The organism is Streptomyces sp. FXJ1.172, assembly GCF_001636945.3.
Taxonomy (GTDB): Bacteria; Actinomycetota; Actinomycetes; order Streptomycetales; family Streptomycetaceae; genus Streptomyces.
Genome location: NZ_CP119133.2, coordinates 3,169,572 through 3,192,328 on the forward strand (window position 1 = coordinate 3,169,572; position 22,757 = coordinate 3,192,328).

Sequence of the window (22,757 nt, forward strand, 5' to 3'; positions counted from 1 at the left end):
CGAGCCCGGCGCACCCACACGACTGTGCCCCCGCCCTGAACACAGGGCGGGGGCACGGTCGTTACGATCCTCGGCGCACGGTCGTACGGCCTCGGCTCAGCCGGAGCCGACGAAGACCACCAGGAGGAGCCAGACCACCGGCGCCGTCGGCAGCAGCGAGTCCAGGCGGTCCATGATGCCGCCGTGGCCCGGGAGCAAGGTGCCCATGTCCTTGATGCCCAGGTCGCGTTTGATCATAGACTCGCCGAGGTCGCCCAGCGTGGCGCTGGCCGCGACGGCGAGGCCGAGCAGCAGGCCCTGCCACCAGGTGCCGTCGTCGATCAGGAACTGCATGCACAGCGCGCCCGCGGCCATGGCGAACAGCACCGCGCCCAGCAGGCCCTCGCGGGTCTTGCCGGGGCTGATGCGCGGGGCCAGCTTGTGCTTGCCGAAGCGCCAGCCGACCGCGTAGGCGCCGGTGTCGCTGACGACCGTCAGGAGCAGGAAGGTCAGGACGCGCCAGGAACCGTCGTCGGCGGTGAGCATCATCGCGACGAACGTGGCGAGGAACGGCACGTAGAACGCCGCGAAGACGCCCGCGGTGACGTCCTTGAGGTAGCCCTCCGGTGGTTCCGTCATGCGCCAGACCAGGGCCGCGAGGGCCGTCAGGGCCATGGCCACCCAGGCCCCCTCCGCGCCGCGCGCGTACCCGGCGACCACCATCGCGGCGCCGCCCACGGCGAGCGGCACGAGCGGCGCCTTGATGCCCTTGCGCTCCTGCAGCCTGCTGGTCAGCTCCCACAGGCCCACGACCACGGCGACCGCGATCACGCCGACGAACACGGCCTTGCGGATGAACAGGGACGCGACGATCACCACACCGAGCCCGACACCGACCCCTATGGCCGCGCTCAGGTCACGGCCCGCGCTCTTCTTCTGCGGCGCTGGCGCCGGCTGGGGGGCGTCGGGCATGGGCTCCGGATTCTGGTTCTCGGCCGGGAAGGACCGGGCCGTCGGGGGCTCGGGGCGGACCTTGTTGTGGAACAGGGGGCCGCTCGGCGAAGCGGCCCCCTGGTCGTCGTCCTGGTGTCCGCCGTACGCGGGTTCGTCGGGCACGATGGGCATGGGGCGAGTGTGCTGCGCTTCGGGCGCATCGTACGCGGGACCCGCCGGGGCGGCTCCCTGGACAGGTCCACCCACGGTGGGCCCCCAGTAGCCGGCCTGACCCGCCGCTCGCGGCGCCCCCCAGGAAGAGTCGCTCATCAGACTTCGAGCAGCTCCGCTTCCTTGTGCTTGAGAAGCTCGTCCACCTGGGCGACGTACTTCGCCGTGGTGTCGTCCAGCTCCTTCTCCGCGCGGCGGCCCTCGTCCTCGCCGACCTCGCCGTCCTTGATCAGCTTGTCGATGGCGTCCTTGGCCTTGCGGCGCACGGAACGGATGGACACGCGCGCGTCCTCGGCCTTGCCCTTGGCGACCTTGATGTAGTCGCGGCGGCGCTCCTCGGTCAGCTCGGGGAAGACCACACGGATGATGTTGCCGTCGTTGCTGGGGTTGACGCCCAGGTCGGAGTCGCGGATCGCCTGCTCGATGTTGCGCAGCGCGCTCTTGTCGAACGGGGTCACCACCGCCATGCGCGGCTCCGGCACGGAGAACGAGGCCAGCTGGTTGATCGGCGTCGGGGCACCGTAGTAGTCGGCCACGATCTTGTTGAACATCGCCGGGTGCGCACGCCCGGTGCGGATCGCGGCGAAGTCCTCCTTGGCGACCACGACGGCCTTCTCCATCTTCTCCTCGGCCTCGAGGAGGGTCTCTTCGATCACCACTTGCTCCTGCGTGTCTTGAGTAAGGCCCGGCTGCGGTTCCTCGACGGGGCGGCGGCCGGCTGCGTCGCGTCTTCTTCCTGCACGGTTCCCGACCGGCAGGACATTGTCCATCCCCCGGCCAGGGTCCCGCCCCCTTACAGGGCCGTGCACCACCGGCCGGATCGATGCCGGGTCAGTTCCGGCTGCTCTGGTCGCCGACCAGCGTGCCGATCTTCTCACCCTTGACGGCCCGAGCGATATTGCCCTCCGCGAGCAGCTCGAACACGAGGATCGGAAGCTTGTTGTCGCGGCACAGCGTGATGGCGGTGGCGTCGGCGACCTTCAGGTCGCGGGTGATGACCTCGCCGTAGCCGAGGGCGTCGAACTTGACCGCGTCCGGGTTGGTCTTCGGGTCGGAGTCGTAGACCCCGTCCACGCCGTTCTTGCCCATGAGCAGCGCCTCGGCGTCGATCTCCAGGGCGCGCTGGGCGGCGGTGGTGTCGGTGGAGAAGTACGGCATGCCCATACCGGCGCCGAAGATGACCACGCGGCCCTTCTCCAGGTGGCGCACGGCGCGCAGCGGGATGTACGGCTCGGCGACCTGGCCCATGGTGATGGCGGTCTGCACCCGCGAGTCGATCCCCTCCTTCTCCAGGAAGTCCTGGAGGGCGAGGCAGTTCATCACGGTGCCGAGCATGCCCATGTAGTCGGAGCGGGCGCGGTCCATGCCGCGCTGCTGGAGTTCGGCGCCGCGGAAGAAGTTGCCGCCGCCGATGACGACCGCGATCTCGGCGCCGTCCCGGACGACGGCGGCGATCTCACGGGCGATCTTGTGCACCACGTCCGGGTCCACGCCCAGGCCCCCGCCGCCGGAGAACGCCTCTCCGGACAGCTTCAGCAGAAACCGGCCGCGTACTTTGCCGTCGTCGCTCTTCTGGGCCTTGGTGGTCATGGGAGATCCCGCCTCTTTCACGTGTTGCACATACGAAGAAGGCCATTGCCGGTGGGGTCGCTTTTCGCTCCCATGCGCGGCAATGGCCTCCTCGTCAGATCTGCTGCCGTCCGCCTCACGCCGGGGTGTGGCGGTGTACACGGACGACTGCTTACGACCCTATCGGGATTCCTCCCGGGATTGTTCCCGGAATCTCGCCCGGGGTCGCGCGTCGATCGCGGTCCGGACTCAGATGCCGACCTTGATGCGCGAGAAGCGCTTCAGGGTGACACCGGCCTCGTCCAGAACCTTCTGGACCGACTTCTTGTTGTCCAGCGCGTAGGGCTGGCCGAGCAGCGTGGCGTCCTTGAAGAAGCCGCCCAGGCGACCCTCGACGATCTTGGCGATCGCGGCCTCGGGCTTGCCCTCGGCGCGGGTGGTCTCCTCGGCGACGCGGCGCTCGGACTCGACGACCTCGGCCGGCACGTCCTCCTTGGCGAGGTACTTCGGCGCGAAGGCGGCGATGTGCTGGGCGATGCCCTTGGCGACCTCGGCGTTCGGCTTGTCGAACTCGACCAGGACACCGATCTGCGGGGGCAGGTCGGGCATCGTCTTGTGCATGTAGGCGGTGACGTAACCGTCGGCGAACTGCGCGAAGCGGTCCAGGACGATCTTCTCGCCGAGGTTGGCGTTGGCCTCGTCCACGAACGCCTGGACGGTCTTGCCGGCCTCGATCTCGGAGGCGAGCAGGGCCTCGAGGTCGGCCGGGCTGGTCGCCGCAACGTGCTCGGCGATCTTCTGGGCGACGGCCTGGAACTTCTCGCCCTTGGCGACGAAGTCCGTCTCGCACTTCAGCTCGACGATGACACCGGAGGAGTTGTCGCCGGCGATGACGGAGACCACGGCGCCGTTCTCGGCGGAGCGGCCCTCGCGCTTGGCGACGCCCTTCTGGCCCTTGATGCGCAGCGCCTCGACGGCCTTCTCGACGTTGCCCTCGGCCTCGTCCAGCGCCTTCTTGCAGTCCATCATGCCGGCGCCGGTCAGCTCACGGAGCTTCTTGACGTCGGCGGCGGAGTAGTTCGCCATGAGTCTGTGAGTCTTTCTCGAAGTCTGGAAGATCTTCAGGTCCGCACGGTTTTGCGTTCCACATGTAGCCGCGGAACGCATACGTCGTGACGGCCTACGGGTGAACAGCGGGGGCGGACTTCACCGCGCCGGAGGCGCTGTGAGATGCAGTACCGCCCCCGCCGTCGACGCCTGCGTCAGGCCTGCTCGCCCTCGGCGGCCTTCTCCTCGGCCGGAGCGCCCTCGGCAGCCTTCTCCTCGGCCGGAGCGGCCTCGGCGGCAGCCTCGGCCGGCTTCTCGGCAGCCTCTTCGGAGTCCGCCTTCTTCTCACCCTCGAGCAGGTCGCGCTCCCACTCGGCGAGCGGCTCGCCCGCGGCCTTCTCGCCCTTCTCACCGGCGGCCACGCCGGAACGGGCGATGAGGCCCTCGGCGACGGCGTCGGCGATCACACGGGTGAGCAGGGTGACGGAGCGGATCGCGTCGTCGTTGCCCGGGATCTTGTAGTCGACCTCGTCGGGGTCGCAGTTGGTGTCGAGGATCGCGACGACCGGGATGTTCAGCTTCCGGGCCTCACCGACCGCGATGTGCTCCTTCTTGGTGTCCACGATCCAGACGGCGCTCGGCACCTTCTGCATCTCGCGGATACCACCGAGGGTCTTCTCCAGCTTGGCCTTCTCGCGCGAGAGCACGAGAAGCTCCTTCTTGGTCAGACCGGACGCGGCGACGTCCTCGAAGTCGATCTGCTCGAGCTCCTTGAGGCGCTGCAGACGCTTGTAGACGGTCGAGAAGTTGGTGAGCATGCCGCCCAGCCAGCGCTGGTTGACGTAGGGCATGCCGACGCGGGTGGCCTGCTCGGCGATGGCCTCCTGCGCCTGCTTCTTCGTGCCGACGAACATGACCGTACCGCCGTGGGCGACGGTCTCCTTGACGAACTCGTAGGCGCGGTCGATGTACGACAGCGACTGGAGCAGGTCGATGATGTAGATGCCGTTGCGCTCGGTGAAGATGAAGCGCTTCATCTTCGGGTTCCAGCGACGGGTCTGGTGACCGAAGTGGACGCCGCTCTCCAGCAGCTCCCGCATCGTGACGACGGCCATGGCCGTATCTCCTTGAGTTTCTCGGTTGTGCCGCGGATGCCGGCCGGCTTCCGCGCCTGACGCCCGCGTGCGCCGTGCCGCAAAGGACCGAGGAGCGCTGACACCGGCCGGTGAACGGCCCGGTGTCGGGGCGTGCGAAGTCGACCCGGTGACCCGGATCGCCAGAAGAAGTGTACGGGACCGCCGAGGCACCGGGTGACGCCACTGTCCACAACCGGTGAGTTGTCCACAGGCTCCGGCCATGATCGGCGGAGGTGGGGGACGGTTGTCGCATGCGACGAGCGATGCGTTGTGCCCCGGTATGTCTGGCGACGGTGCTGCTGATCCTGACGGTGCCCCTGTTGCTCCTGTTGACCCCCTGGGCCTGGGCGGACCCGCCTCCCCCGGCCCCGCCACCACCCCCTCAGGCCCCGGTCCCGGCCCTCGCGCGCACCTGGCCCGTGGGCGTACGCCCCTTGGTGGTACGCGGCTGGGAGCCACCGGCGACGGTCTACGGCCCGGGGCACCGGGGCGTGGACCTGGCGGCACCGGCCGGCTCGCCGGTACGGGCGGTCGCCCCGGGCCGGGTGTCCTTCGCGGGGCGGGTGGCGGGGCGGGGGGTGGTGTCGGTGGAGCTGACGGGGGCGGATCTGCGGACCACCTACGAGCCGGTCACCCCGTCGGTGGAGAAGGGCGAGGAGGTGAGGGCGGGGGACGTGGTGGGCACGGTCGAGGCGACGGGCTCCCACTGCCCCACCACGTGCATCCACTGGGGCCTGCTGCGGGGCGAGACCTATCTGAACCCCTTGGCCCTGCTGCCGCCGTGGCTGCTGGCGAGGGGGCCGTCGAGACTGCTGCCGGTGCTGGGGGTGCCGCTTCCCGGACAGCCGCTGTAGCCGCTGTAGCCGCTGTAGCCGCTGTAGCCGCTGTAGCCGCTGGCAGTCGTACCTCCGGGGCGCACGGGTGGGCACGCTGACACCCTGCACGCCGGCAAGCAGGACCCGGCCCTGCCCGGCCGCAGCGCGGGGCACCCGGCGGACGCAGCGGGACGCGGCCCGCCGCGGGCGGGGCTCAGCCCTTCACACCCCGAAGCGCCATGGTCACCGCGGCGTCGGTCACCACACCGGGGTCCTCCGCCGCCCCCAGCTCGATCCTCCGCACCGCCGCGTCCACGACCCCCTGCAGCAGCATCGCCGCCAGCCGGGGCTGCTCGTGCCCCATCTCCCCGAGCGCCTCGACGATCATCGCGACCAGCCCGCCGTGCGCCGCCCGGATCTTCTCCCGCGCCCCGGCGTCCAGCTCGCTCGCGGAGATCGCGACGACCGCCCGGTGCCGCCGGTCCCCGACCAGGGCCAGCTGCCGGCGCACATACGCCTCGACCTTGCCCTCGGGCGACTCCTCCCGCTCCATCGCGGCAGCCACCTCCGCCGCCCACAGGGGAAAGTCGACCTCGCACAGCTCCTCGACCACGGCGGCCCGTGACCGGAAGTACTCGTACACGGACGACCGCGCGAGTCCCGTCCGCTCGGCGAGGGCCGGGAAGGTCAGCGCCTCCGTCCCGCCCTCGGACAGCAACGACCGGGCCGCGTCCAGCAGGGCGGCTCGCTGCATCGACCGGTGCTCGGCCACGGAGGCCGCTCGAATCCTTGGCACGCCGACCACTTTACGGACGCGCCGACGCGAACGGGAGAGCCACTCGGCCGAGCGGCGTCACCCGCACGAGACCTGCCCCGCCGTCCGGTCACCGTCCGAAGCTCGCCAGCTTGGCCCGCAGCTGGAGCACGGACTTGGTGTGGATCTGGCTGACCCGGCTCTCGGTGACCCCGAGCACATTGCCGATCTCGGCGAGGGTGAGCCCTTCGTAGTAGTACAGCGTGACCACGGTCTTCTCCCGTTCGGGCAGCGTGTTGATGGCCCGCGCGAGGAACCGTCGCAGCTCCCGGTCCTCGGCCACCTCCACCGGATTGTCGGCGGCGGTGTCCTCCAGCGTGTCCATGAGACTGAGCCGGTCCCCGCCCTCGCCGCCGACGTGCAGCAGCTCCTCCAGGGCGACGACGTTGGCCAGCGACAGCTGACTGAACACCGCGTGCAGTTCGTCGACCTCCATGCCCAGCTCGGTGGCGACCTCTGCCTCGCTGGGGGTGCGCCGCAGCCGCGCCTCCAGCGTGGCGTAGGCCCGCTCCACGTTCCGCGCCTTCTGCCGCACCGACCGCGGGATCCAGTCCAGCGCCCGCAGCTCGTCGATCATCGCGCCTCTGATCCGGGTGATCGCGTACGTCTCGAACTTGATCTCCCGGTCGATGTCGAACTTCTCGATGGCGTCGATGAGCCCGAAGACGCCCGAGGAGACGAAGTCGGCCTGCTCCACATTGGGCGGCAGCCCGACACTGACCCGGCCCGCGACGTATTTCACGAGCGGCGAGTAGTGCAGGATCAGCTGCTCCCGCAGCCGGTCGTCCCCCGTCGCCTTGTACGACCGCCACAGTTCGTCGAGCGTCGAGGGAGCGGGCGGCCGCACGCTGCCACCGTCGCGGGCGGCTGGGGGGATCGCCGCCCGGTCGGACCCGGAGGTGTGCTGGGGCATTCGTCGCCTTGTGCCGTTCTGCCGTGAAGTGCTGTGAAGTGCCGTGAAGTGAGAAGGAGCGAAGAGAGGCGGGAGGGGCGGGGAGGGCGGGGAGGGGCGGGAGACGTGGAAGGGGCGGGGGTCGGTGGGCGAATGGGCTGCCTGGGTGGGCGGTCGGTCCGATGTCGAGTCGACGCGATCCGGATCGACGTCTTCGTGAGCGTAGCGTGACTGAGGTGTCGCGGTGTGCGAACAGCGAGGCTCCACCCGTGCGCGGGGCCCTTAGGCCGGTCTCGCGAGCGGGCTGCGCGACTCACTCCGCGTGACCGGCCGGTGGCGCCAACTCCGGGAAACGTCAAGGGCGTCGGGGATTCCCCCGGACGGCCGAACACCCTGGGTCAGGAGGGGTCGCGACCGGTGCGGACCGACATCACCGCCTGGCGTGTCAACTTCCAGCCGTCGCCATGTCGTTCGACGTAACCAAGTGCTCGGAGTTCGTACAGTCTCGCGATCGCCTCGTCCCGCGTGGTCCGCGCGCCGAGTGCGATCTCGTCGGCGGGGGCCGCGCGGGCGCCGGGCAGGGCGGCGAGCACGGCCCGGACAGGCGGGTCCAGCAGATCCCGCGGGAGCACGGGTCCGCGCCGTACCGGTGCCAGCTCGCCCATGTCGCCGACGAGTTCGATCACCTCCGCGGCATCGGTGACCAAGGTGGCCTCACCACGGAGCAGCTCGTGCACGCCGGCGGAAAGAGCGCTGGTGACGGGGCCGGGCACGCCCATGGTGAACCGACCGAGGCGCTGTGCGGCCCGGGCGGTGGCCAGGGAGCCGCTGCGGCTGGCGGCCTCCACGACGACCGTGCCGCGGGTCAGCGCGGCGATGACCCGGTTGCGCAGGATGAACCGGCTGGGCGTCGGGTGGTCGCCCGGTGGCAGCTCGCCCACCACCAGTCCCTGCTCCGCGATCCTGGCGATCAGCGCGGTGTGACCGCGGGGGTAGGGCCGGTCGACACCGCAGGCCAGTACGGCGACGGTGGCTCCGCGGGCGGCCAGGGCGCCACGGTGGGCAGCTCCGTCGATGCCGTACGCCCCGCCCGACACCACCACCCAGCCCCGCTCGGCGAGCCCGCCGGCGAGGGTGGCGGCCACATGGGTCCCGTACCCGGTGCAGGCCCTCGCCCCGACGACCGCGACGGATCGCAGCGCCCACGTCCGCAGACTGGGATGCCCGCGCACCCACAGCCCGAGCGGCCGGGCGTCCCCGAGATCATCGAGCTGCCGGGGCCACTCCGCGTCATGGGGCCCCACGAACCGTGCCCCCACGCCCCGGGCCAGCTCGAGATCCCGCTCGGGCTCGGCCCGTCCGGCCCGCGCGACCAGCCCCGCCCACCGCACCGGACTCACGCCCGGCAAGGCCTCCTCACCACCGCGCAACCGCCGCACCACCTCCCCCACCCCGAACTCCCGCACCCACCGCCCGCCGACCTCGTCGCCCGGCTCGACGACCCGCGCGAGAAAGACCCGCCCGAGCAGTTCACCGCCGAGATCCCCGTCCGTGCTCATGCCCGCGCCCCGATGGCCATCGGCATCCCGCGCGGGACTCCGGTGCGCAGTTGCAGGGCCAGGGCGACGTCGGCCGCGTCCGGCCGGTCGTGCCCGACGAGGTCGGCGACCGTCCAGGCGACACGCAGGACCCGGTCGATCCCGCGGGCGGTGAGCACGCCCCGCTCGAGGTTGTGCTCGGCTTCGTCCATCGCGCCGGGCGCCGCGTGGTAGCGGCTGCGCAGCTCCCGGCCGGGCACCTCGCTGTTGGTGCGCCACGGGGTCCCGGCGAGGCGGGCCGCCGCGCGCTCCCGGGCCTGCCGTACCCGCTCGGCCACGGTCGCCGTGGACTCGCCCCGGGCGCCGGGTTCGGTGAGCTGGGCCCGGGTGACGGGATCGACTTCGACGCGCAGGTCCACCCGGTCCAGCAGCGGGCCGGAGAGCCTCGCCTGGTAGCGGCGGATCACCGACGGCGGGCACTCGCACAGGGAGTCGCGCTGGGAGAAGCGTCCGCAGGGGCAGGGGTTGGCCGCCAGCACCATCAGGAAGCGTGCCGGGAACCGGACGACGCCCGCGCTGCGTGCGATCACGACGTGTCCCGACTCCAGGGGCTGCCGCAGGGCGTCGAGGGTCTGGCTGTGGAACTCGGGCGCCTCGTCCAGGAACAGGACCCCGCGATGGGCGAGGGACACCGCTCCGGGGCGGGCCATACCGGGGCCGCCGCCGACGAGCGACTGCATCGTGGCCGAGTGGTGCGGGGCGCAGTAAGGGGCGACGTCGATGAGCGGCTTGCCGGGCGGCAGCAGCCCGGCCACCGAGTGCACCGCCGTGACCTCCAGTGACTCCTCCCGGGTGAGCCGGGGCACCACGGCGGGCAGCCGTTCGGCGAGCATGGTCTTGCCCGCGCCGGGTGGCCCTTCGAGGAACAGGTGGTGTCCGCCGGCGGCGGCCACCTCCACGGCCGTACGCGCCGAGGTCTGGCCGACGACGTCCGCCAGGTCGTGGTCATGGTCGTGCTGTGCGGCACCGACGCTGTGCATGCCGGTGGCCGCACCGGTGCCGGGCACGCGCAGCCCGGCCAGGAGCGGGTCCGGGCGGCCCTGCTCGTCCGGTTCCTCGTCGGGGACGGGCTCCTCGGTGAGGACCGCGACGAGTTGTCGCAGGCTGCGCACGCCGAGCACGGACACCCCGGGGACCAGCGAGGCCTCCGCGGCGGCGCATTCGGGAACGACCACCTGCTCGTAGCCGGCGTCGGCCGCCGCCAGCACCGCGGGCAGGATGCCCCGCACCGGCCGCACCCGGCCGTCCAGGCCCAGCTCTCCGATCATCACGATGTCGGCGAGGACGCGCGGATCGATGCGCGCGGCGGCGCCGAGCACCGCGCAGGCGACAGCCAGGTCGAAGCCGGAGCCGGCTTTGGGCACCGATGCCGGGCTGAGGCCGACGGTGAGCTTCTTCTGCGGCCACTCGCCGCCCGAGTTCACCACCGCCGCCCGGACCCGGTCCCTGCTCTCCGTCAGGCTCTTGTCCGGGAGGCCTACGAGGGTGAAGGCCGCGACGCCGGGTTCCAGGTCGGCCTGGACCTCGACGACCACTCCCTCGACGCCGACCAGAGCCACCGAGCAGGTGCGGGCGAATCCCATTCAGGCCACCCCCCGCGCGTGCTCGACGAACGGGGCGCCGCGGTGGGGCAGCAGGACGCCGATCAGGTCGATGCGGACGCCGCCCGGTGGGGCGCCTCCGTGGGCCTGGATCCAGTGCTCGGCCAGCTCGCGGAGCCTCGCCGCCTTCTCGGGGCTCACCGCGGCCATCGGGTGTTCGTAGCCGCCGCCCCTGCGCGTCTTGACCTCGCAGACGACGAGCGCCTCCCCGTCCCGCGCCACGATGTCGATCTCGCCGGACCGGCCGCAGCGCCAGTTCCGCTCCAGGATCGTCATTCCGGCCGCGGCGAGCCGCCGGGCGGCCAGGTCCTCGCCGTACTTGCCGAGTGCTTCTCGTGCGTTCATGTCGGCACCACCTCCGGCGCCAACGGTCACGCATCCGACCGCACGATGTTGATCTTGGTGAGCTACTCAGCGGTTGTGGAAAACTTCGTCACCCTTTCGGGTGAACCTGACGTCGTCAGCCGCCGGGAAGCTCCAGGTCGCTCTTGTTCAGCTCCTCGATGTTCACGTCCTTGAACGTCAGCACGCGAACCTGCTTGACGAAGCGCGCCGGCCGGTACATGTCCCAGACCCAGGCATCGGCCATGGACACTTCGAAGAACACCTCGCCCTGGACCGAGTGCACCTGCATCTCGTAGTCGTTGGTGAGGTAGAAGCGCCGCTCGGTCTCGATCACATATTTGAACAGACCGACGACATCTCGGTACTCCCGGTAGAGCTTCAGCTCCATCTCGGTCTCGTACTTCTCGAGGTCCTCGGCGCTCATGGCATGTTCCCCTTCAGCCGTGCGATCCCACCATTGTGCGCCAGTTCCGGGAGTCCTCAGACGATTTCCGTGTCGAGGGTCACGGGTCCGGCCGGGGGACCTTCGTCGAGCAGCCGCTGGAGCAGCTCGGCGAGTCTGGTCGGATACACCGTCTCATGTGCCCGGGTCAGTTCCTGACACGTCCACCAGCGTGCTCCGGCGACGCTGCGCCGCTCCAGCTCCGTCAGCGCGGCCGGCGCGGTGACCGTCTGCGCCGTACGGGCCAGGTAGTACCACTCGTCCTGGTCCCAGCGGCGGCCCGCGAAGGGGAAGGAGCACCTGCGCCGCCACAGCACCGGGCCGAGGTCGACCTCGGTGATGCCGGTCTCCTCGGCCAGCTCCCTGAGCGCGGCCTCCTCGCGCGTCTCGGCGCCCTCCAGCCCGCCGCCGGGGGTGAACCACCAGTCGTCGGACGGATCCCCCGGCTCGTGGCCGTGCAGCAGGAGGATGCGGTCGTCCGGGTCGAGGAGGACCACCCGGGCCACCTTGCGCAGCCCGCCCTCGTTCGCCTCCTCGCCGGTCCGGGTGGCCTCAGCGGGCACCGGCCGCCTCCGGAGTGACCGTACGCGCGCGGGAGCGGCCCATGCGCTTGGCGATCGGGCCGTAGGCGCCGCCGGCCAGCACCAGGACGGCACCGGCGACGATCAGCAGCTCGATGGTGCGCAGCGGGCCGGGCTGGGAGAGGGTGCCGAGGGCCTCGAAGCCGGTGGGACGCGTGAGCGCGCCCTTCCAGGGCCAGACGACGGCGTCCACGCGCGCGGAGACGGCATCGCGCGAGACCGTGCCCTTGGCCGCGTCGGTGAGGTGGGCGGTGGAGTCCAGCGAGCCCTGGCGTTCGTCGCCGAGGAGGAAGAGCCGCCCCTCGGGCACGGTGACGGTCGGGAAGTTCGTGATCTCGGCCAGGCTGCCCTTGGGCAGATACGGTTCGTCGATCTGCTTGCCGTTGACGGTCAGCTTGCCGTTCGTGCAGCAGGAGACGGTGTCACCGCCGACCGCGACGACCCGCTTGACCACCTTGGAGTTGGTGACCCACGTCTTGTCCTCGAAGACGACGACGTCACCGCGGCGTATGTCGCCGCCGTGCACGCGCTGCGCCAGCACCCGGTCGCCGGCGTCGATGGTGGGGGTCATGGAGCTGGTGGGCACGGTGTACGGCCGGTAGCTCACCGCTCCCCAGGCGAATCCGCCGAGGAACAGCACCAGACCGAGGGCGACGGCCACCCCGGACAGCCGCTGTCCGAGCCGGCTGCCGCCGGCCTGTGCCGTGCCTGTCCCGCCGCTGTGCGGGGCCGTACGCGTGGTGCTCTCGCCGCTCATGGACCCGCACCCTACCGGGCGGTACCAGGCAGGGGGAGCCCCTGTTTCACGACCGGGATCAAAGATCCGGCCGACGTCGGACTCACAGGTTCCGGATCACCTCGGCCAGGTCGGACCCGTAGCAGGCGCTCCAGGGCGCCGCCACCGACGCCCTTGAGGTACACCCGCCGGTCCGGGGAGAGCGGGACCGCGCGCGTCGCCGGAGTGAGCGCGCAGGCGGTCGGCGCTCCACCCGTCGGGGAGCGCCGGGCCCCGTCCGGTCACCGGGTGCCCGCGGGCGACTTCCGCTCGATCTTGGACTCCAGCTGGTCCGTGCGCCTGCGCCGCCACACCGCCACCGGCAGCACCGCCGCGACGGCGACGCCCTGCGGGGCCACCGTCAGGGCGGCGGACGCCGAGGACGGCTGGGAGATGCCGGGCTGGTCGAACGTGTCCGGGATCGGCAGGGTGCCCCAGCGGTTGATGGGCCAGGCCTTGACGATCGCGCGGCCCACGACGTCACCGACCGGGACCATGCCGTGGTGCTTGTCGGTCTGGTTGTAGCGCGAGTCGCGGGAGTTCTGGCGGTGGTCGCCCATGACCCAGATGTAGCCGTCGGGGACCGTCACCTTGAACTGGCCGCCCTGGTCGTCCACGCTGCACGGGGTGTTGCCGGGGTACACGTACGGCTCGTTCAGCGCGTGGCCGTTGACCAGCAGCGGGCCCGAGCCCTTGCACTGGATGGTGTCACCGCCGACCCCGATCACGCGCTTGATGAGGTCCTTCTCCTCCGCCGACGGCATCAGGCCGATCCAGCTGAGGACCTTCTGCACCGGGTTGGGCGTCGGCGTCGGCTCGCCCGCGAGCCAGTTGTCCGGGTCGTGGAAGACGACCACCTCGCCGCGCTCCGGCTCGGAGCCGAACCACGGGGTGAGCTTGTCGACCAGGACGCGGTCGCCCTGCTGGAGGGTGTTCTGCATCGAGTCCGACGGAATCGAGAACGCCTGCACCAGGAACGTCTTGATCAGCAGTGCCAGGACCAGCGCGATGCCGATGAGGATCGGCAGTTCTTTCCAGAAGGAGCGTGTCTTCCTCGGCGGGCTGGCGGACTCGCCCGCACCCGCGTCGCCGGCCGGGGGCCGCTGCTCGTCGTCCGGCGTGTCGTCGTCGCCCGCCAATGCGTCATTCCCTGAGGTCATGGCGCCGTCCGGGCCGGTGGCGTTCGCTTCCACGGGGTGCCCGCGGTGCTCTTCGCCGTCGTGTCCCGACCGTGCGCCAACCGCCACATCCCCCACGCCAACTCCTTACTCTGTGCCGCCGCCTGACCGTGATACGGCGCAGGCCCACCACTCCCATAACGAGCGGGAGTTCCGCAGGGGTCGGGAGCTGGGTGATTCCGTTCGGATTCTCGGGGGTAACCCTATGCGACAGCCGGGGAGCGGCGGTCGCACCCGACACGGAGTGGGAGACGCTTGCAAAGGTTTTAGGTTCTTGCAGGCGAGTCCAGTGGCCGATGGGCCAGCCGATCACCATGGCCCGGCCGACGACGGAATTCTCGGAGACCGTGCCGCCGTACGGGGTGTTCTGGTGGGCGCGGGAGTCAGCCGAGTTGTCCCGGTGGTCGCCCATCACCCAGAGCCGGCCCTTGGGGACGGTGATGTCGAAGGGGGTGGAGGACGGCGAGTTCCCCGGATAGAGGTAGCCGCCCTCGGTGAGCGGTACGCCGTTGACGGTGACCCGACCCTGCGCGTCGCAGCATTTGACGTGGTCGCCGCCGACTCCGATGACCCGCTTGATCAGGTCCTTCTCGTTGTCGGAGGGCAGCAGGCCGATGAAGGTGAGGCCTTCCTTGAACTGCTTGACGACGACGGGGTCGTTCTTCTTCGTGGTCTGCTCGTCCGCCAGCCAGCCGCCCGGGTCGTGGAAGACGACGACGTCTCCGCGGTGCGGCTTGGCGCCGAACCACGGGGTGAACTTGTCGACCAGGACGCGGTCGCCGATCCGGATCGTCTGCTCCATGGAGCCGGACGGGATCACGAAGGCCTGGAGGAGAAAGGTCTTCAGGACCAGGGCGATGAGGACGGCGACACCCACCAGAAGGGGGATCTCCCGAACGGCCGAACGCCTGCGCTTGCGCTTGACCTTGCGCTGGAGTTTGCGGCGCTCCGCGCGCGTGCGGCCACCGCCGGGCGCGGAGGTGCGGCGCGCCCCGGTGGGCAGCAGATTGTCGGCGGGGCCGCCGGGCACCCCGCGCGGTTTGCCTCGGTTACCCATGCGCACCGCCCGCGGCGGGCACGCGCGCGTAGGCGTCAGGACGCGTCAGGTGCGTCCAGTGGGTGTACGGCCAGATGATCCAGTCGGCCCGGCCGATCACGTCGCCGACCGGGATCATCCCGCCGCCGGGCGAGCCGAGGTGGTCGCGGGAGTCGCTGGAGTCGCTGCGGTGGTCACCGAGGACGAAGAGGGTGCCGTCGGGCACGACGACGACGAAGGGCACGCTGGAGGCGCTGTCCCCGGGATAGAGGAACGACGACTCGTCGACCGCGCGGCCGTTCACCTCGATCCTCCCCTTCTTGTCGCAGCAGACCACATGGTCGCCCCCTACCCCGACCACACGCTTGACGTAGTCGGCGTTCCCGAAGTACCCGGTGCCGTCGAACACGATCACATCGCCGCGGCGTGGCTGGGCACCGAAACGGTACGCCAACTTATTTACGAGAACGCGGTCCCCGATCCTCAAGCCCTGCTCCATGGATCCGCTCGGAATCTGGAACGGTTGCACCACGAAAGCGTTGAGGAGCAGCAAAAACGCCAGGCCGGCGAAGAGGGTGAGGGTGATCCAGCCGCCGGGCAGCCACTCGGTGATCCGCGACACCAACGCGAAACGCGACCGTCCCTCCGGCCCCGGGGATTCCGGGTGGGAGGAGCGGTCGCGTTCCGTCGGCTGTGCTTCGGTGTCCATCGGGGCGAGATGCTATCCCGCCTCGCTATGGACGCCTCGAGAGCACTCAGCTCTCGCGCTTCTCCTTGATCTTCGCGGCCTTGCCGCGCAGCTCACGGAGGTAGTACAGCTTGGCGCGGCGGACGTCACCACGGGTGACCAGCTCGATCTTCTCGACGATCGGGGTGTGCACCGGGAAGGTGCGCTCGACGCCGACGGAGAACGAGACCTTGCGGACCGTGAAGGTCTCGCGGACACCGGAGCCCTGGCGACGGATCACAACGCCCTTGAACTGCTGCACACGGGAGCGGTTGCCCTCGATGACGCGGACGTGGACGTTGACGGTGTCACCCGGGCGGAAGGCGGGGACGTCGCTGCGCAGCGACGCGGCGTCGACGGAGTCGAGCAGGTGAGACATTTCGTCTGCTTTCTTCGCTGATGCCACAGGTCATCAACGGAAACTAGGTGTACAAGAGGTCTGCCGTGCGGGTCGGGACGGGCGTCGTGTCCCCCTGTGGCAGGGGCGCACGCCGGACGGGCGCACAACAGCGGTCTATTGTTCCATGCCCCCGGCCCGCCGCCAAAATCGGCCGTACGGTTCTCCTTCGGGGTCCGGTTCCCAGCCCAGGATCGAGAGCATCTCGCGGTCCTTCTTGTCGAAGGCCTTGGGGTCGCAGCGCTCGATCAGGTCGGGCCGGTTGGCGGTCGTACGCTTCAGGGCCTCGTCGCGGCGCCAGCGGGCGATCTTGCCGTGGTGGCCGCTGAGCAGCACGTCGGGGATGTCCCGGCCGCGCCAGACGGGCGGCTTGGTGTAGACGGGGCCTTCCAGGAGGCTCGCCATGGCGCCGGGCGCGAAGGAGTCGTCGCGGTGGGACTCGGCGTTGCCGAGAACACCGGGCAGCAGCCGCGCCACGGCCTCCGTGATGACGAGTACGGCCGCCTCGCCGCCGGCCAGGACGTAGTCACCGATGGAGACCTCGTAGACGGGCACACGGGTCGCGTACTCGTCCATCACACGCCGGTCGATGCCCTCGTAGCGGGCCGGCGTGAAGATCAGCCAGGGACGCTCGGAGAGTTCGACGGCCAGCTCCTGGGTGAAGGGGCGGCCGCTGGGGGTGGGGACGATGATCGCGGGGGCCTGGGCGCCCGTCTCGTAGCCGTCGGCGAGGACCGTGTCCAGGGCGTCGCCCCAGGGGTCGGTCTTCATGACCATGCCGGGGCCACCGCCGTACGGCGTGTCGTCGACCGTGTTGTGCCGGTCGTACGTCCACGCGCGCAGGTCGTGCACGTGGACGCCGAGCTGTCCACGCGCGCGTGCCTTGCCGACGAGGGAGACGTTCAGGGGCTCCAGGTACTCGGGGAAGATCGTGACGACGTCGAGGCGCATCAGGACTCTTCCCGGGTCGAGTCGATCACCGCGCGGTCGTCGATCAGGCCCGGCGGGGGCGCGATGACGGCCTTCTGCTCCTCCAGGTCGATCTCGGTGACGATCTCCTCGACGAACGGGACCATGACTTCGGTCCCGTCCGGACGCTCCACGATGAACAGGTCCTGGGAGGGCAGGTGCGAGATCTCGGTGATCCGGCCGACCTCCACCCCGTCCTCGGTGACCACGTCGAGGTCGATCAACTGGTGGTCGTAGTACTCGTCCTCGCCCTCGGGCAGCTCGTCCGGGTCGATCTCGGCGATCAGGAGGGTGTTGCGGAGGGCCTCGGCGGCGTTGCGGTCGGTGACGCCCTCGAAGCGCAGGAGAAGGCGGCCACTGTGGACGCGCCCCGTCTCGATGGTCAGTGGTCCCGTGGAGGCGGGATCCGTGGCGAGTACGGCGCCGGGCGCGAGCCTGAGTTCCGGCTCGTCGGTACGTACCTCGACGGTGACCTCGCCCTTGATGCCATGGGCACGGCCGATCCGTGCGACTACCAGCTGCACCTGTCCAAATCTCCTGTCATACGGCTCGGGCCGGGGACGGCCCAGTGGCCCTCCCCGGCCCGAGCCGGTTGCGATGAAGCGTCAGCGGACGTGGTCCACGTCGACGAGGTCGACGCGGACACCGCGACCGCCGATGGCGCCCACGACGGTGCGCAGAGCGCGCGCGGTACGGCCGTTGCGGCCGATCACCTTGCCGAGGTCGTCGGGGTGGACCCGGACCTCCAGCACGCGCCCGCGGCGCAGGTTGCGCGAGGCGACCTGCACATCGTCAGGGTTGTCGACGATGCCCTTCACGAGGTGCTCAAGCGCCTCTTCGAGCATGCTGCTCAGGCCTCGGTCGACTCGGACTCAGCCGCAGCCTCGTCCTTCTTCTCAGCCTTCTTCTTCTGGGTGATCGCCTCACCCTTGCCCTCGTCGTCACCGCCGAGAGCCTCGAACGACGGACGCGTGGCCTTCGGCTCGGCGACGAGCAGCGGCGCGGGGGCCGGCTCGCCCTTGAACTTCTGCCAGTCGCCGGTCTTCTTCAGGATGGCGAGGACGGGCTCGGTCGGCTGCGCGCCGACACCCAGCCAGTACGCCACGCGCTCGGCGTCCACCTCGATGACCGACGGGTTGTAGGTCGGGTGGTACTTGCCGATCTCCTCGATGGCCCGGCCGTCACGGCGGGTACGGGAGTCGGCGACGACGATGCGGTAGTGAGGCGAACGGATCTTGCCCAGACGCTTCAGCTTGATCTTGACTGCCACGGGAGTGGGTTCTCCTGGATTTGACGTGGTTGGGCACGGCGAGACTGCCGCGTGGGGTTGCGGTACCCGAGTGCCCGATGGACGCGTCAGCCGGAGGAGAGAGGGGTCCTGTGCGGCTGTCGAGTACAGCTAGCCATTGTGCCATACCCCGCGGGCCGCTTCCGGCCGAGGGGTCGTGCGCCGCACCTGGGCATGACGGGGAGGCACCCGGCGTGGAGGTGAGGTCACGTCGGGTGCGCTGCCCGGTGCTGTCCGGCTTCCGAACGACGAGTCCGCTTCCGGCACCCACGAGATGCCGGCTTCTGCGGCCCGCGTCACGCCGCTCCCGCGACCTCCGGGATCCGGAACGGCTTGCCGCAGCCGCCGCAGACGATCGGGGCCTGGGCCAGGACCGAGGGGACCACCCGGACGTTGCGCCCGCAGTCGCAGACCGCCTTGACCCGGACGCCTCCGCCGGAGGAGCCGTGCCGGGCGGCCGGGCCGCGGAAGCTGCGGGTGGTGTCGGACGTCGTGGCCGCCGTGTGGGCCTTCAGCGCGCGCTGAAGCCGCTCGATGGTCGGGCGGTAACGGCGCCTCGCCTCGGGGTTGAGCGTGACCAGGGAGAAGCCGCTGCTCGGGTGCGGCTCCTCGGGGTGGTCCAGGCCCAGCTCCTCGGCGATCGCGAGGAAGCGGCGGTTGTGGTAGCGGCCGGCGCGGGAGGTGTCGCGGATCCCACGGGCGGCGGCGATGCCGTGGACTGCTTCATGGAGCAGTCGCTCGAAGGAGAGTTCGTGACCGCACGCGGACGACGACTCTCCGATCAGTGATTCTGGCGCGGCGAGGTCCGGCAGCTCGGGGTGGTACCGCTGAATGTCGGCCCACGCCTGCGCCAGCTCCGCGGCGAGAACAGGTGGTGTCTGTGTCGTGCTCACGTAATGACAACGAGCGGGGGTGCCGCTGTGTTCCTATTCCGGGGCATCCCAAATATTTTGCACGTACCCGTCAGTTGCCGCTGATGCGTCCTGACGAGGGCGGGTGCGCTGATCTGCGGAGAAGCCTCGCAGCTCGTATCAAGCCGGTGCGTAGTCCGCCGTACGCCCCCGCGCGTAGTGTCCGGCAGGACGTGGGTCCGCGAATGCGCAAGAGACGTTTCGGCCGCACTGCGCGCCGAGCCTCACTTTGCTCTGCGTCCGTGACGGCCGTGACGTTACCGCCCGCCTGCCGACCCCCCGGCACCGGCCCGTCTTCGGAAACGCACACCCTACGGACATCCAGATTGCCGGGATGTGAAATCTCGCCACAGACGCGACGGGACCTCAAGCGGGGCTCCACGACCCCTGGACGCCACCGCGAGCCGGGAGTTACCTGGCATACGTGGGAAGTGCGCGCGCACGGCACGGGGGCCGCGCTACCGGACACAGGGCGAACTGTCGGCGGATTGGGGCGCTTACCTATGACACCTACGCTCGTGCGGCAGCACGCGTCTCACGCGGATTCCGCACCCCGCGTGGACCTGTGCGCACGCGCGCGTGACTGGTCCGAGATCCAGGAGCGGATGCTGGTGCCGCTCTACGAAGCCGTCTACGAGCGCCTCGAAGTGGGCCCCGGCACCCGGCTGCTGGGCCTGCGCTGCGGCTCGGGGCTCGCCCTGCTGATGGCCGCCGCCAGAGGTGCCACGGTCACGGGCTGCGACGCCGCCTCGCCCGAACGCCTCGCCCTGGCCCGCGAACGCCTCCTCCCGCACCCTTCGCGCGGGGCCGCGGCACCTGCCAGGAGCAGCGGCGTGCCCGCGGTGCGCGACGGCGGGCGTGGCAAGAACCGCCGTACACGCGCGCGTGCCGGTGCGGAACTCGTCGGCGGGTCGCCCGCCGATGCCGTCGGCGCACCGGCGAACGGGTACGGCCTCGTGACCGTCTTCGAGCCGGTCGGGTGTCTCGCCGGTGACTCCGAGGGACTCGGGGAGTTGCTGGCCCAGGCGCTGCCGGCTGCCGGGCGGGGGGCCGCCGTGGTGCTGGCCGGATGGGGACCGCCGGAGCGCTGTGCCACCTCCTCGGTGCTGCGGGTGGCGACGAAACTGGCCGATCCGCTGCGCAGCGCGCGCAGTTGGCGGCCCGCCCGGCGGGACGACCTGGAGGAGGTCGCCCAGCGGGCCGGGCTGAAGCCGGACGGCTCGGGGCGGGTCGCCTGCCCGTTCGGGTACGCCGGCCTCGACAGCGCCGTACGCGGCCTGCTGTCGACGGGGCTGTTCGACGCGGCGGTCGCTGCGACGGACGCCAAGCAGGTCGACAAGGAGCTGGCCGAGGCCCTGCATCCGTACCGGCGCCCGGACGGGACCGTGTGGATGCCGAACGTGTTCCGGTACCTCGTCGCCCGCGTGCCCTAGGACCCGGCCGGACCGTCGGGGCCCGACAGGCCCGTCAGGGTTCCTCGATGTCCTTGGTCAGGCGGGTGATCCCGGCGATCCGGTACGCGTCCGCCTCCTCCAGCGTCTCGCTGGCCAGCAGCGCCTGGGCGAGGGCGTCCAACTGGCCGCGGTGGTCGCGGAGTTTGCGGCACGCCTCCTCGTAGCACTCGTCCACGATCCGGCGCATCTCGGCGTCGATGACGTCCAGGGTCTGCGGGGCGGCGGCGAGACCGTAGGCCTGCTGGGCGTCGCTCGGGAGCGCGGACAGACGGCCGACCTCCCGGCTCATGCCCCAGCGGGACACCATCCCGCGCGCGATGTTGGTGACCTGCTCCAGGTCGCTCTCGGAACCGGTGGTCACCACGCCGTAGACGACCTGCTCGGCCGCCATGCCGCCGAGCGCGCCGATGATCCGGCCGCGCAGGTACTCCTCGGTGTAGGCGTACTTGTCCGCGTCCGGCGTGGACAGCGTGACACCGAGCGCCCGGCCGCGCGGCACGATGGTGATCTTGCGGACCGGGTCGGCGCCCGGCTGGAGCATGCCCAGCAGGGCGTGCCCGCTCTCGTGGTAGGCGGTGCGCCGGCGCTCCTCCTCGGGCATCACCAGCGGGCGCTCCGCGCCGAGCTGGACCTTCTCCAGCGCCTCGGAGAGGTCGGACTGGGTCACCGCCCGCTGCTTGCGCTTGACCGCGAGCAGGGCGGCCTCGTTGGCGAGGTTCGCCAGCTCGGCGCCGGTCATGCCCGGGGTCGTACGGGCGACCTGGGCGAGGTCGACGCCCGCGGCGAGCGGGATGTCGCGGGTGTGGATCTCCAGGATGGCCTTGCGGCCGCCGCGGTCCGGAGGCGAGACCTGGACCACCCGGTCGAAGCGGCCGGGCCGGGTCAGGGCCGGGTCGAGGATGTCGGCGCGGTTGGTGGCCGCGATGACGATGACGCCCTCCGAACCGGAGAAGCCGTCCATCTCCGTGAGGATCTGGTTGAGGGTCTGCTCGCGCTCGTCGTGTCCGCCCACGGACGCGCCGCCGCCGCGGGCCCGCCCGATGGTGTCGATCTCGTCGATGAAGATGATCGACGGGGCGACCTTGCGGGCCTCCGCGAACAGCTCCCGCACGCGCGAGGCGCCCACGCCCACGATCATCTCGATGAACTCGGACGCGGAGGCCGAGAAGAAGGGCACACCCGCCTCGCCGGCGACCGCGCGCGCGAGCAGTGTCTTCCCGGTGCCGGGCGGTCCCGTGAGCAGCACGCCGCGGGGCATCTTGGCGCCCATGCGGCGGTAGGCGTCGGGGTTCTTCAGGAAGTCGACGACATCGTTCAGCTCGCCCTCGACCTCGTCGATACCGGCCACGTCGTCGAAGGTGGTGCGCTTCTCCCCCGGCACCAGCTCGACCGGCTTCGGCGGTGCCTTGCGGCCCAGCATGCCCCCCGCGCCGCCGAGTCCCGCCCTCATCCGCCGCGCGATGAGGACCCACACGGCGATGAGGATCAGCATGGGCGCCAGTGAGATCAGCAGGTTGGCGAGAAAGCTGCGGTGCTGGACGACGGGCGCGGCCGTGACGGTGACGTTGTGCTTGGTCAGGTTCGCCCAGAGGTCGTCGTGCGCGAAGGACGGCCGCTCGGTGTTGAACTTGGTGTACTTCGCGCCGCCCTCGGGGTTCTTCTGCTCCTTCCTGAGCTGCCCCTGGATCGAGTCGCCCTTGGCGTAGATCTTGGCGACATTGCCGTCGTTCACCTGCCTGCTGAACTCGGTGTACGCGATCGTCGGCTCGTTTTCCTGGTCGAAGTAGGACAGCACCAGGTTGGCGATCAGGTACACGACCAGCGCCGTGAGGATCAGCCGCCACCAGCCGCCGCGCATCCGGGGCCCGCCGGGCGGCGGCTTCGGCGGCTCCTCCGGAGCGCCTTCGGTGCGCCAGGGCTGGTCCGGCGACTTGCGCGGCGGCGCGGGGTTGGTCATATCCGGACCGTACGACACGGGTCGGGCACCGGCACGCGCAGAGGGGCGCCCTGGCGGAAACGGGCGCCCCTCGGTGACGTAC

25 protein-coding genes are annotated in these 22,757 nt (G+C 70.8%); 2 read left to right on the forward strand and 23 right to left on the reverse strand.

Going from position 1 to position 22,757, the window contains the following annotated elements; genetic code table 11:
- Nucleotides 1-96: 96 nt before the first annotated feature.
- From A6P39_RS13860 to rpsB, 5 genes are all read right to left on the reverse strand, one after another.
- The gene (locus A6P39_RS13860; RefSeq protein ID WP_067041330.1) at nt 97-1,242 is read right to left on the reverse strand and encodes a phosphatidate cytidylyltransferase; all 1,146 of its coding nucleotides are present in this window, start codon (nt 1,240-1,242) and stop codon (nt 97-99) included.
- Nucleotides 1,242-1,799: a ribosome recycling factor gene (gene frr, locus A6P39_RS13865; RefSeq protein WP_067041614.1), complete on the reverse strand. Its 558-nt coding sequence runs from the start codon at nt 1,797-1,799 to the stop codon at nt 1,242-1,244. The genes A6P39_RS13860 and frr overlap by 1 nt, the downstream gene beginning before the upstream one ends.
- A gap of 175 nt (nt 1,800-1,974) precedes the next feature.
- Nucleotides 1,975-2,733 (reverse strand): UMP kinase, encoded by a 759-nt coding sequence (gene pyrH, locus A6P39_RS13870; RefSeq protein ID WP_067041327.1) that lies wholly within the window; start codon nt 2,731-2,733, stop codon nt 1,975-1,977.
- A 228-nt stretch (nt 2,734-2,961) separates the two neighbouring features.
- On the reverse strand, nt 2,962-3,798 hold the full coding sequence (gene tsf / locus A6P39_RS13875) for a translation elongation factor Ts (protein WP_067041323.1): 837 nt from the start codon (nt 3,796-3,798) through the stop codon (nt 2,962-2,964).
- Nucleotides 3,799-3,974: 176 nt separating this feature from the next.
- On the reverse strand, nt 3,975-4,874 hold the full coding sequence (gene rpsB, locus A6P39_RS13880; protein WP_067041321.1) for a 30S ribosomal protein S2: 900 nt from the start codon (nt 4,872-4,874) through the stop codon (nt 3,975-3,977).
- Between the two features lie 272 nt (nt 4,875-5,146).
- Here rpsB and A6P39_RS13885 point away from each other — a divergent pair, with 272 nt between their 5' ends.
- Nucleotides 5,147-5,749 (forward strand): murein hydrolase activator EnvC family protein, encoded by a 603-nt coding sequence (locus tag A6P39_RS13885; RefSeq protein ID WP_079133198.1) that lies wholly within the window; start codon nt 5,147-5,149, stop codon nt 5,747-5,749.
- Nucleotides 5,750-5,924: 175 nt separating this feature from the next.
- Here A6P39_RS13885 and A6P39_RS13890 read toward each other — a convergent pair whose 3' ends face one another.
- From A6P39_RS13890 to A6P39_RS13970, 17 genes are all read right to left on the reverse strand, one after another.
- On the reverse strand, nt 5,925-6,482 hold the full coding sequence (locus A6P39_RS13890) for a TetR/AcrR family transcriptional regulator (protein ID WP_067041315.1): 558 nt from the start codon (nt 6,480-6,482) through the stop codon (nt 5,925-5,927).
- A gap of 112 nt (nt 6,483-6,594) precedes the next feature.
- The gene (gene whiG, locus A6P39_RS13895) at nt 6,595-7,437 is read right to left on the reverse strand and encodes an RNA polymerase sigma factor WhiG (protein ID WP_067041312.1); all 843 of its coding nucleotides are present in this window, start codon (nt 7,435-7,437) and stop codon (nt 6,595-6,597) included.
- A gap of 377 nt (nt 7,438-7,814) precedes the next feature.
- Nucleotides 7,815-8,975, reverse strand: a complete 1,161-nt coding sequence (gene dprA, locus A6P39_RS13900) for a DNA-processing protein DprA (RefSeq protein ID WP_067041309.1) — start codon at nt 8,973-8,975, stop codon at nt 7,815-7,817.
- Entirely contained in the window at nt 8,972-10,597 is a 1,626-nt protein-coding gene (locus A6P39_RS13905) for a YifB family Mg chelatase-like AAA ATPase (RefSeq protein WP_067041306.1), read from the reverse strand. Before A6P39_RS13905 ends, dprA begins: the two co-directional genes overlap by 4 nt.
- Nucleotides 10,598-10,960: a YraN family protein gene (locus A6P39_RS13910; RefSeq protein WP_067041303.1), complete on the reverse strand. Its 363-nt coding sequence runs from the start codon at nt 10,958-10,960 to the stop codon at nt 10,598-10,600.
- Nucleotides 10,961-11,075: 115 nt separating this feature from the next.
- Nucleotides 11,076-11,384, reverse strand: coding sequence for a DUF2469 domain-containing protein (locus tag A6P39_RS13915; RefSeq protein ID WP_003965949.1), 309 nt, complete (start codon nt 11,382-11,384; stop codon nt 11,076-11,078).
- Nucleotides 11,385-11,440: 56 nt separating this feature from the next.
- Nucleotides 11,441-11,965 (reverse strand): NUDIX hydrolase, encoded by a 525-nt coding sequence (locus A6P39_RS13920; protein ID WP_067041301.1) that lies wholly within the window; start codon nt 11,963-11,965, stop codon nt 11,441-11,443.
- Nucleotides 11,955-12,740 (reverse strand): signal peptidase I, encoded by a 786-nt coding sequence (lepB, locus tag A6P39_RS13925; RefSeq protein ID WP_067041298.1) that lies wholly within the window; start codon nt 12,738-12,740, stop codon nt 11,955-11,957. The genes A6P39_RS13920 and lepB (A6P39_RS13925) overlap by 11 nt, the downstream gene beginning before the upstream one ends.
- A gap of 260 nt (nt 12,741-13,000) precedes the next feature.
- A complete protein-coding gene (lepB, locus tag A6P39_RS13930; protein WP_199840712.1) occupies nt 13,001-14,014 on the reverse strand; it encodes a signal peptidase I in 1,014 nt (337 codons plus the stop codon).
- Nucleotides 13,902-14,993: a signal peptidase I gene (lepB, locus tag A6P39_RS13935; RefSeq protein ID WP_067041295.1), complete on the reverse strand. Its 1,092-nt coding sequence runs from the start codon at nt 14,991-14,993 to the stop codon at nt 13,902-13,904. The genes lepB (A6P39_RS13930) and lepB (A6P39_RS13935) overlap by 113 nt, the downstream gene beginning before the upstream one ends.
- On the reverse strand, nt 14,986-15,681 hold the full coding sequence (gene lepB / locus A6P39_RS13940; RefSeq protein WP_067041292.1) for a signal peptidase I: 696 nt from the start codon (nt 15,679-15,681) through the stop codon (nt 14,986-14,988). The genes lepB (A6P39_RS13935) and lepB (A6P39_RS13940) overlap by 8 nt, the downstream gene beginning before the upstream one ends.
- A 46-nt stretch (nt 15,682-15,727) precedes the next feature.
- Nucleotides 15,728-16,078, reverse strand: a complete 351-nt coding sequence (rplS, locus tag A6P39_RS13945; RefSeq protein WP_030168262.1) for a 50S ribosomal protein L19 — start codon at nt 16,076-16,078, stop codon at nt 15,728-15,730.
- A 135-nt stretch (nt 16,079-16,213) separates the two neighbouring features.
- Nucleotides 16,214-17,047: a tRNA (guanosine(37)-N1)-methyltransferase TrmD gene (trmD, locus tag A6P39_RS13950; RefSeq protein ID WP_067041289.1), complete on the reverse strand. Its 834-nt coding sequence runs from the start codon at nt 17,045-17,047 to the stop codon at nt 16,214-16,216.
- Complete coding sequence (gene rimM, locus A6P39_RS13955; RefSeq protein WP_067041286.1) at nt 17,047-17,589, reverse strand: ribosome maturation factor RimM; 543 nt, start codon at nt 17,587-17,589, stop codon at nt 17,047-17,049. Before rimM ends, trmD begins: the two co-directional genes overlap by 1 nt.
- An 81-nt stretch (nt 17,590-17,670) precedes the next feature.
- Entirely contained in the window at nt 17,671-17,910 is a 240-nt protein-coding gene (locus A6P39_RS13960) for an RNA-binding protein (protein ID WP_003973401.1), read from the reverse strand.
- A gap of 5 nt (nt 17,911-17,915) precedes the next feature.
- On the reverse strand, nt 17,916-18,335 hold the full coding sequence (rpsP, locus tag A6P39_RS13965; RefSeq protein ID WP_061925778.1) for a 30S ribosomal protein S16: 420 nt from the start codon (nt 18,333-18,335) through the stop codon (nt 17,916-17,918).
- Between the two features lie 314 nt (nt 18,336-18,649).
- Nucleotides 18,650-19,246: a hypothetical protein gene (locus A6P39_RS13970; protein WP_067041283.1), complete on the reverse strand. Its 597-nt coding sequence runs from the start codon at nt 19,244-19,246 to the stop codon at nt 18,650-18,652.
- A gap of 521 nt (nt 19,247-19,767) precedes the next feature.
- On the opposite strand from A6P39_RS13970, the gene A6P39_RS13975 reads away from it, so the two are divergent.
- Complete coding sequence (locus A6P39_RS13975; RefSeq protein WP_199840711.1) at nt 19,768-20,697, forward strand: SAM-dependent methyltransferase; 930 nt, start codon at nt 19,768-19,770, stop codon at nt 20,695-20,697.
- 34 nt (nt 20,698-20,731) lie between these two features.
- Here A6P39_RS13975 and ftsH read toward each other — a convergent pair whose 3' ends face one another.
- Complete coding sequence (gene ftsH, locus A6P39_RS13980) at nt 20,732-22,675, reverse strand: ATP-dependent zinc metalloprotease FtsH (RefSeq protein ID WP_067041277.1); 1,944 nt, start codon at nt 22,673-22,675, stop codon at nt 20,732-20,734.
- Nucleotides 22,676-22,757 lie beyond the last annotated feature (82 nt).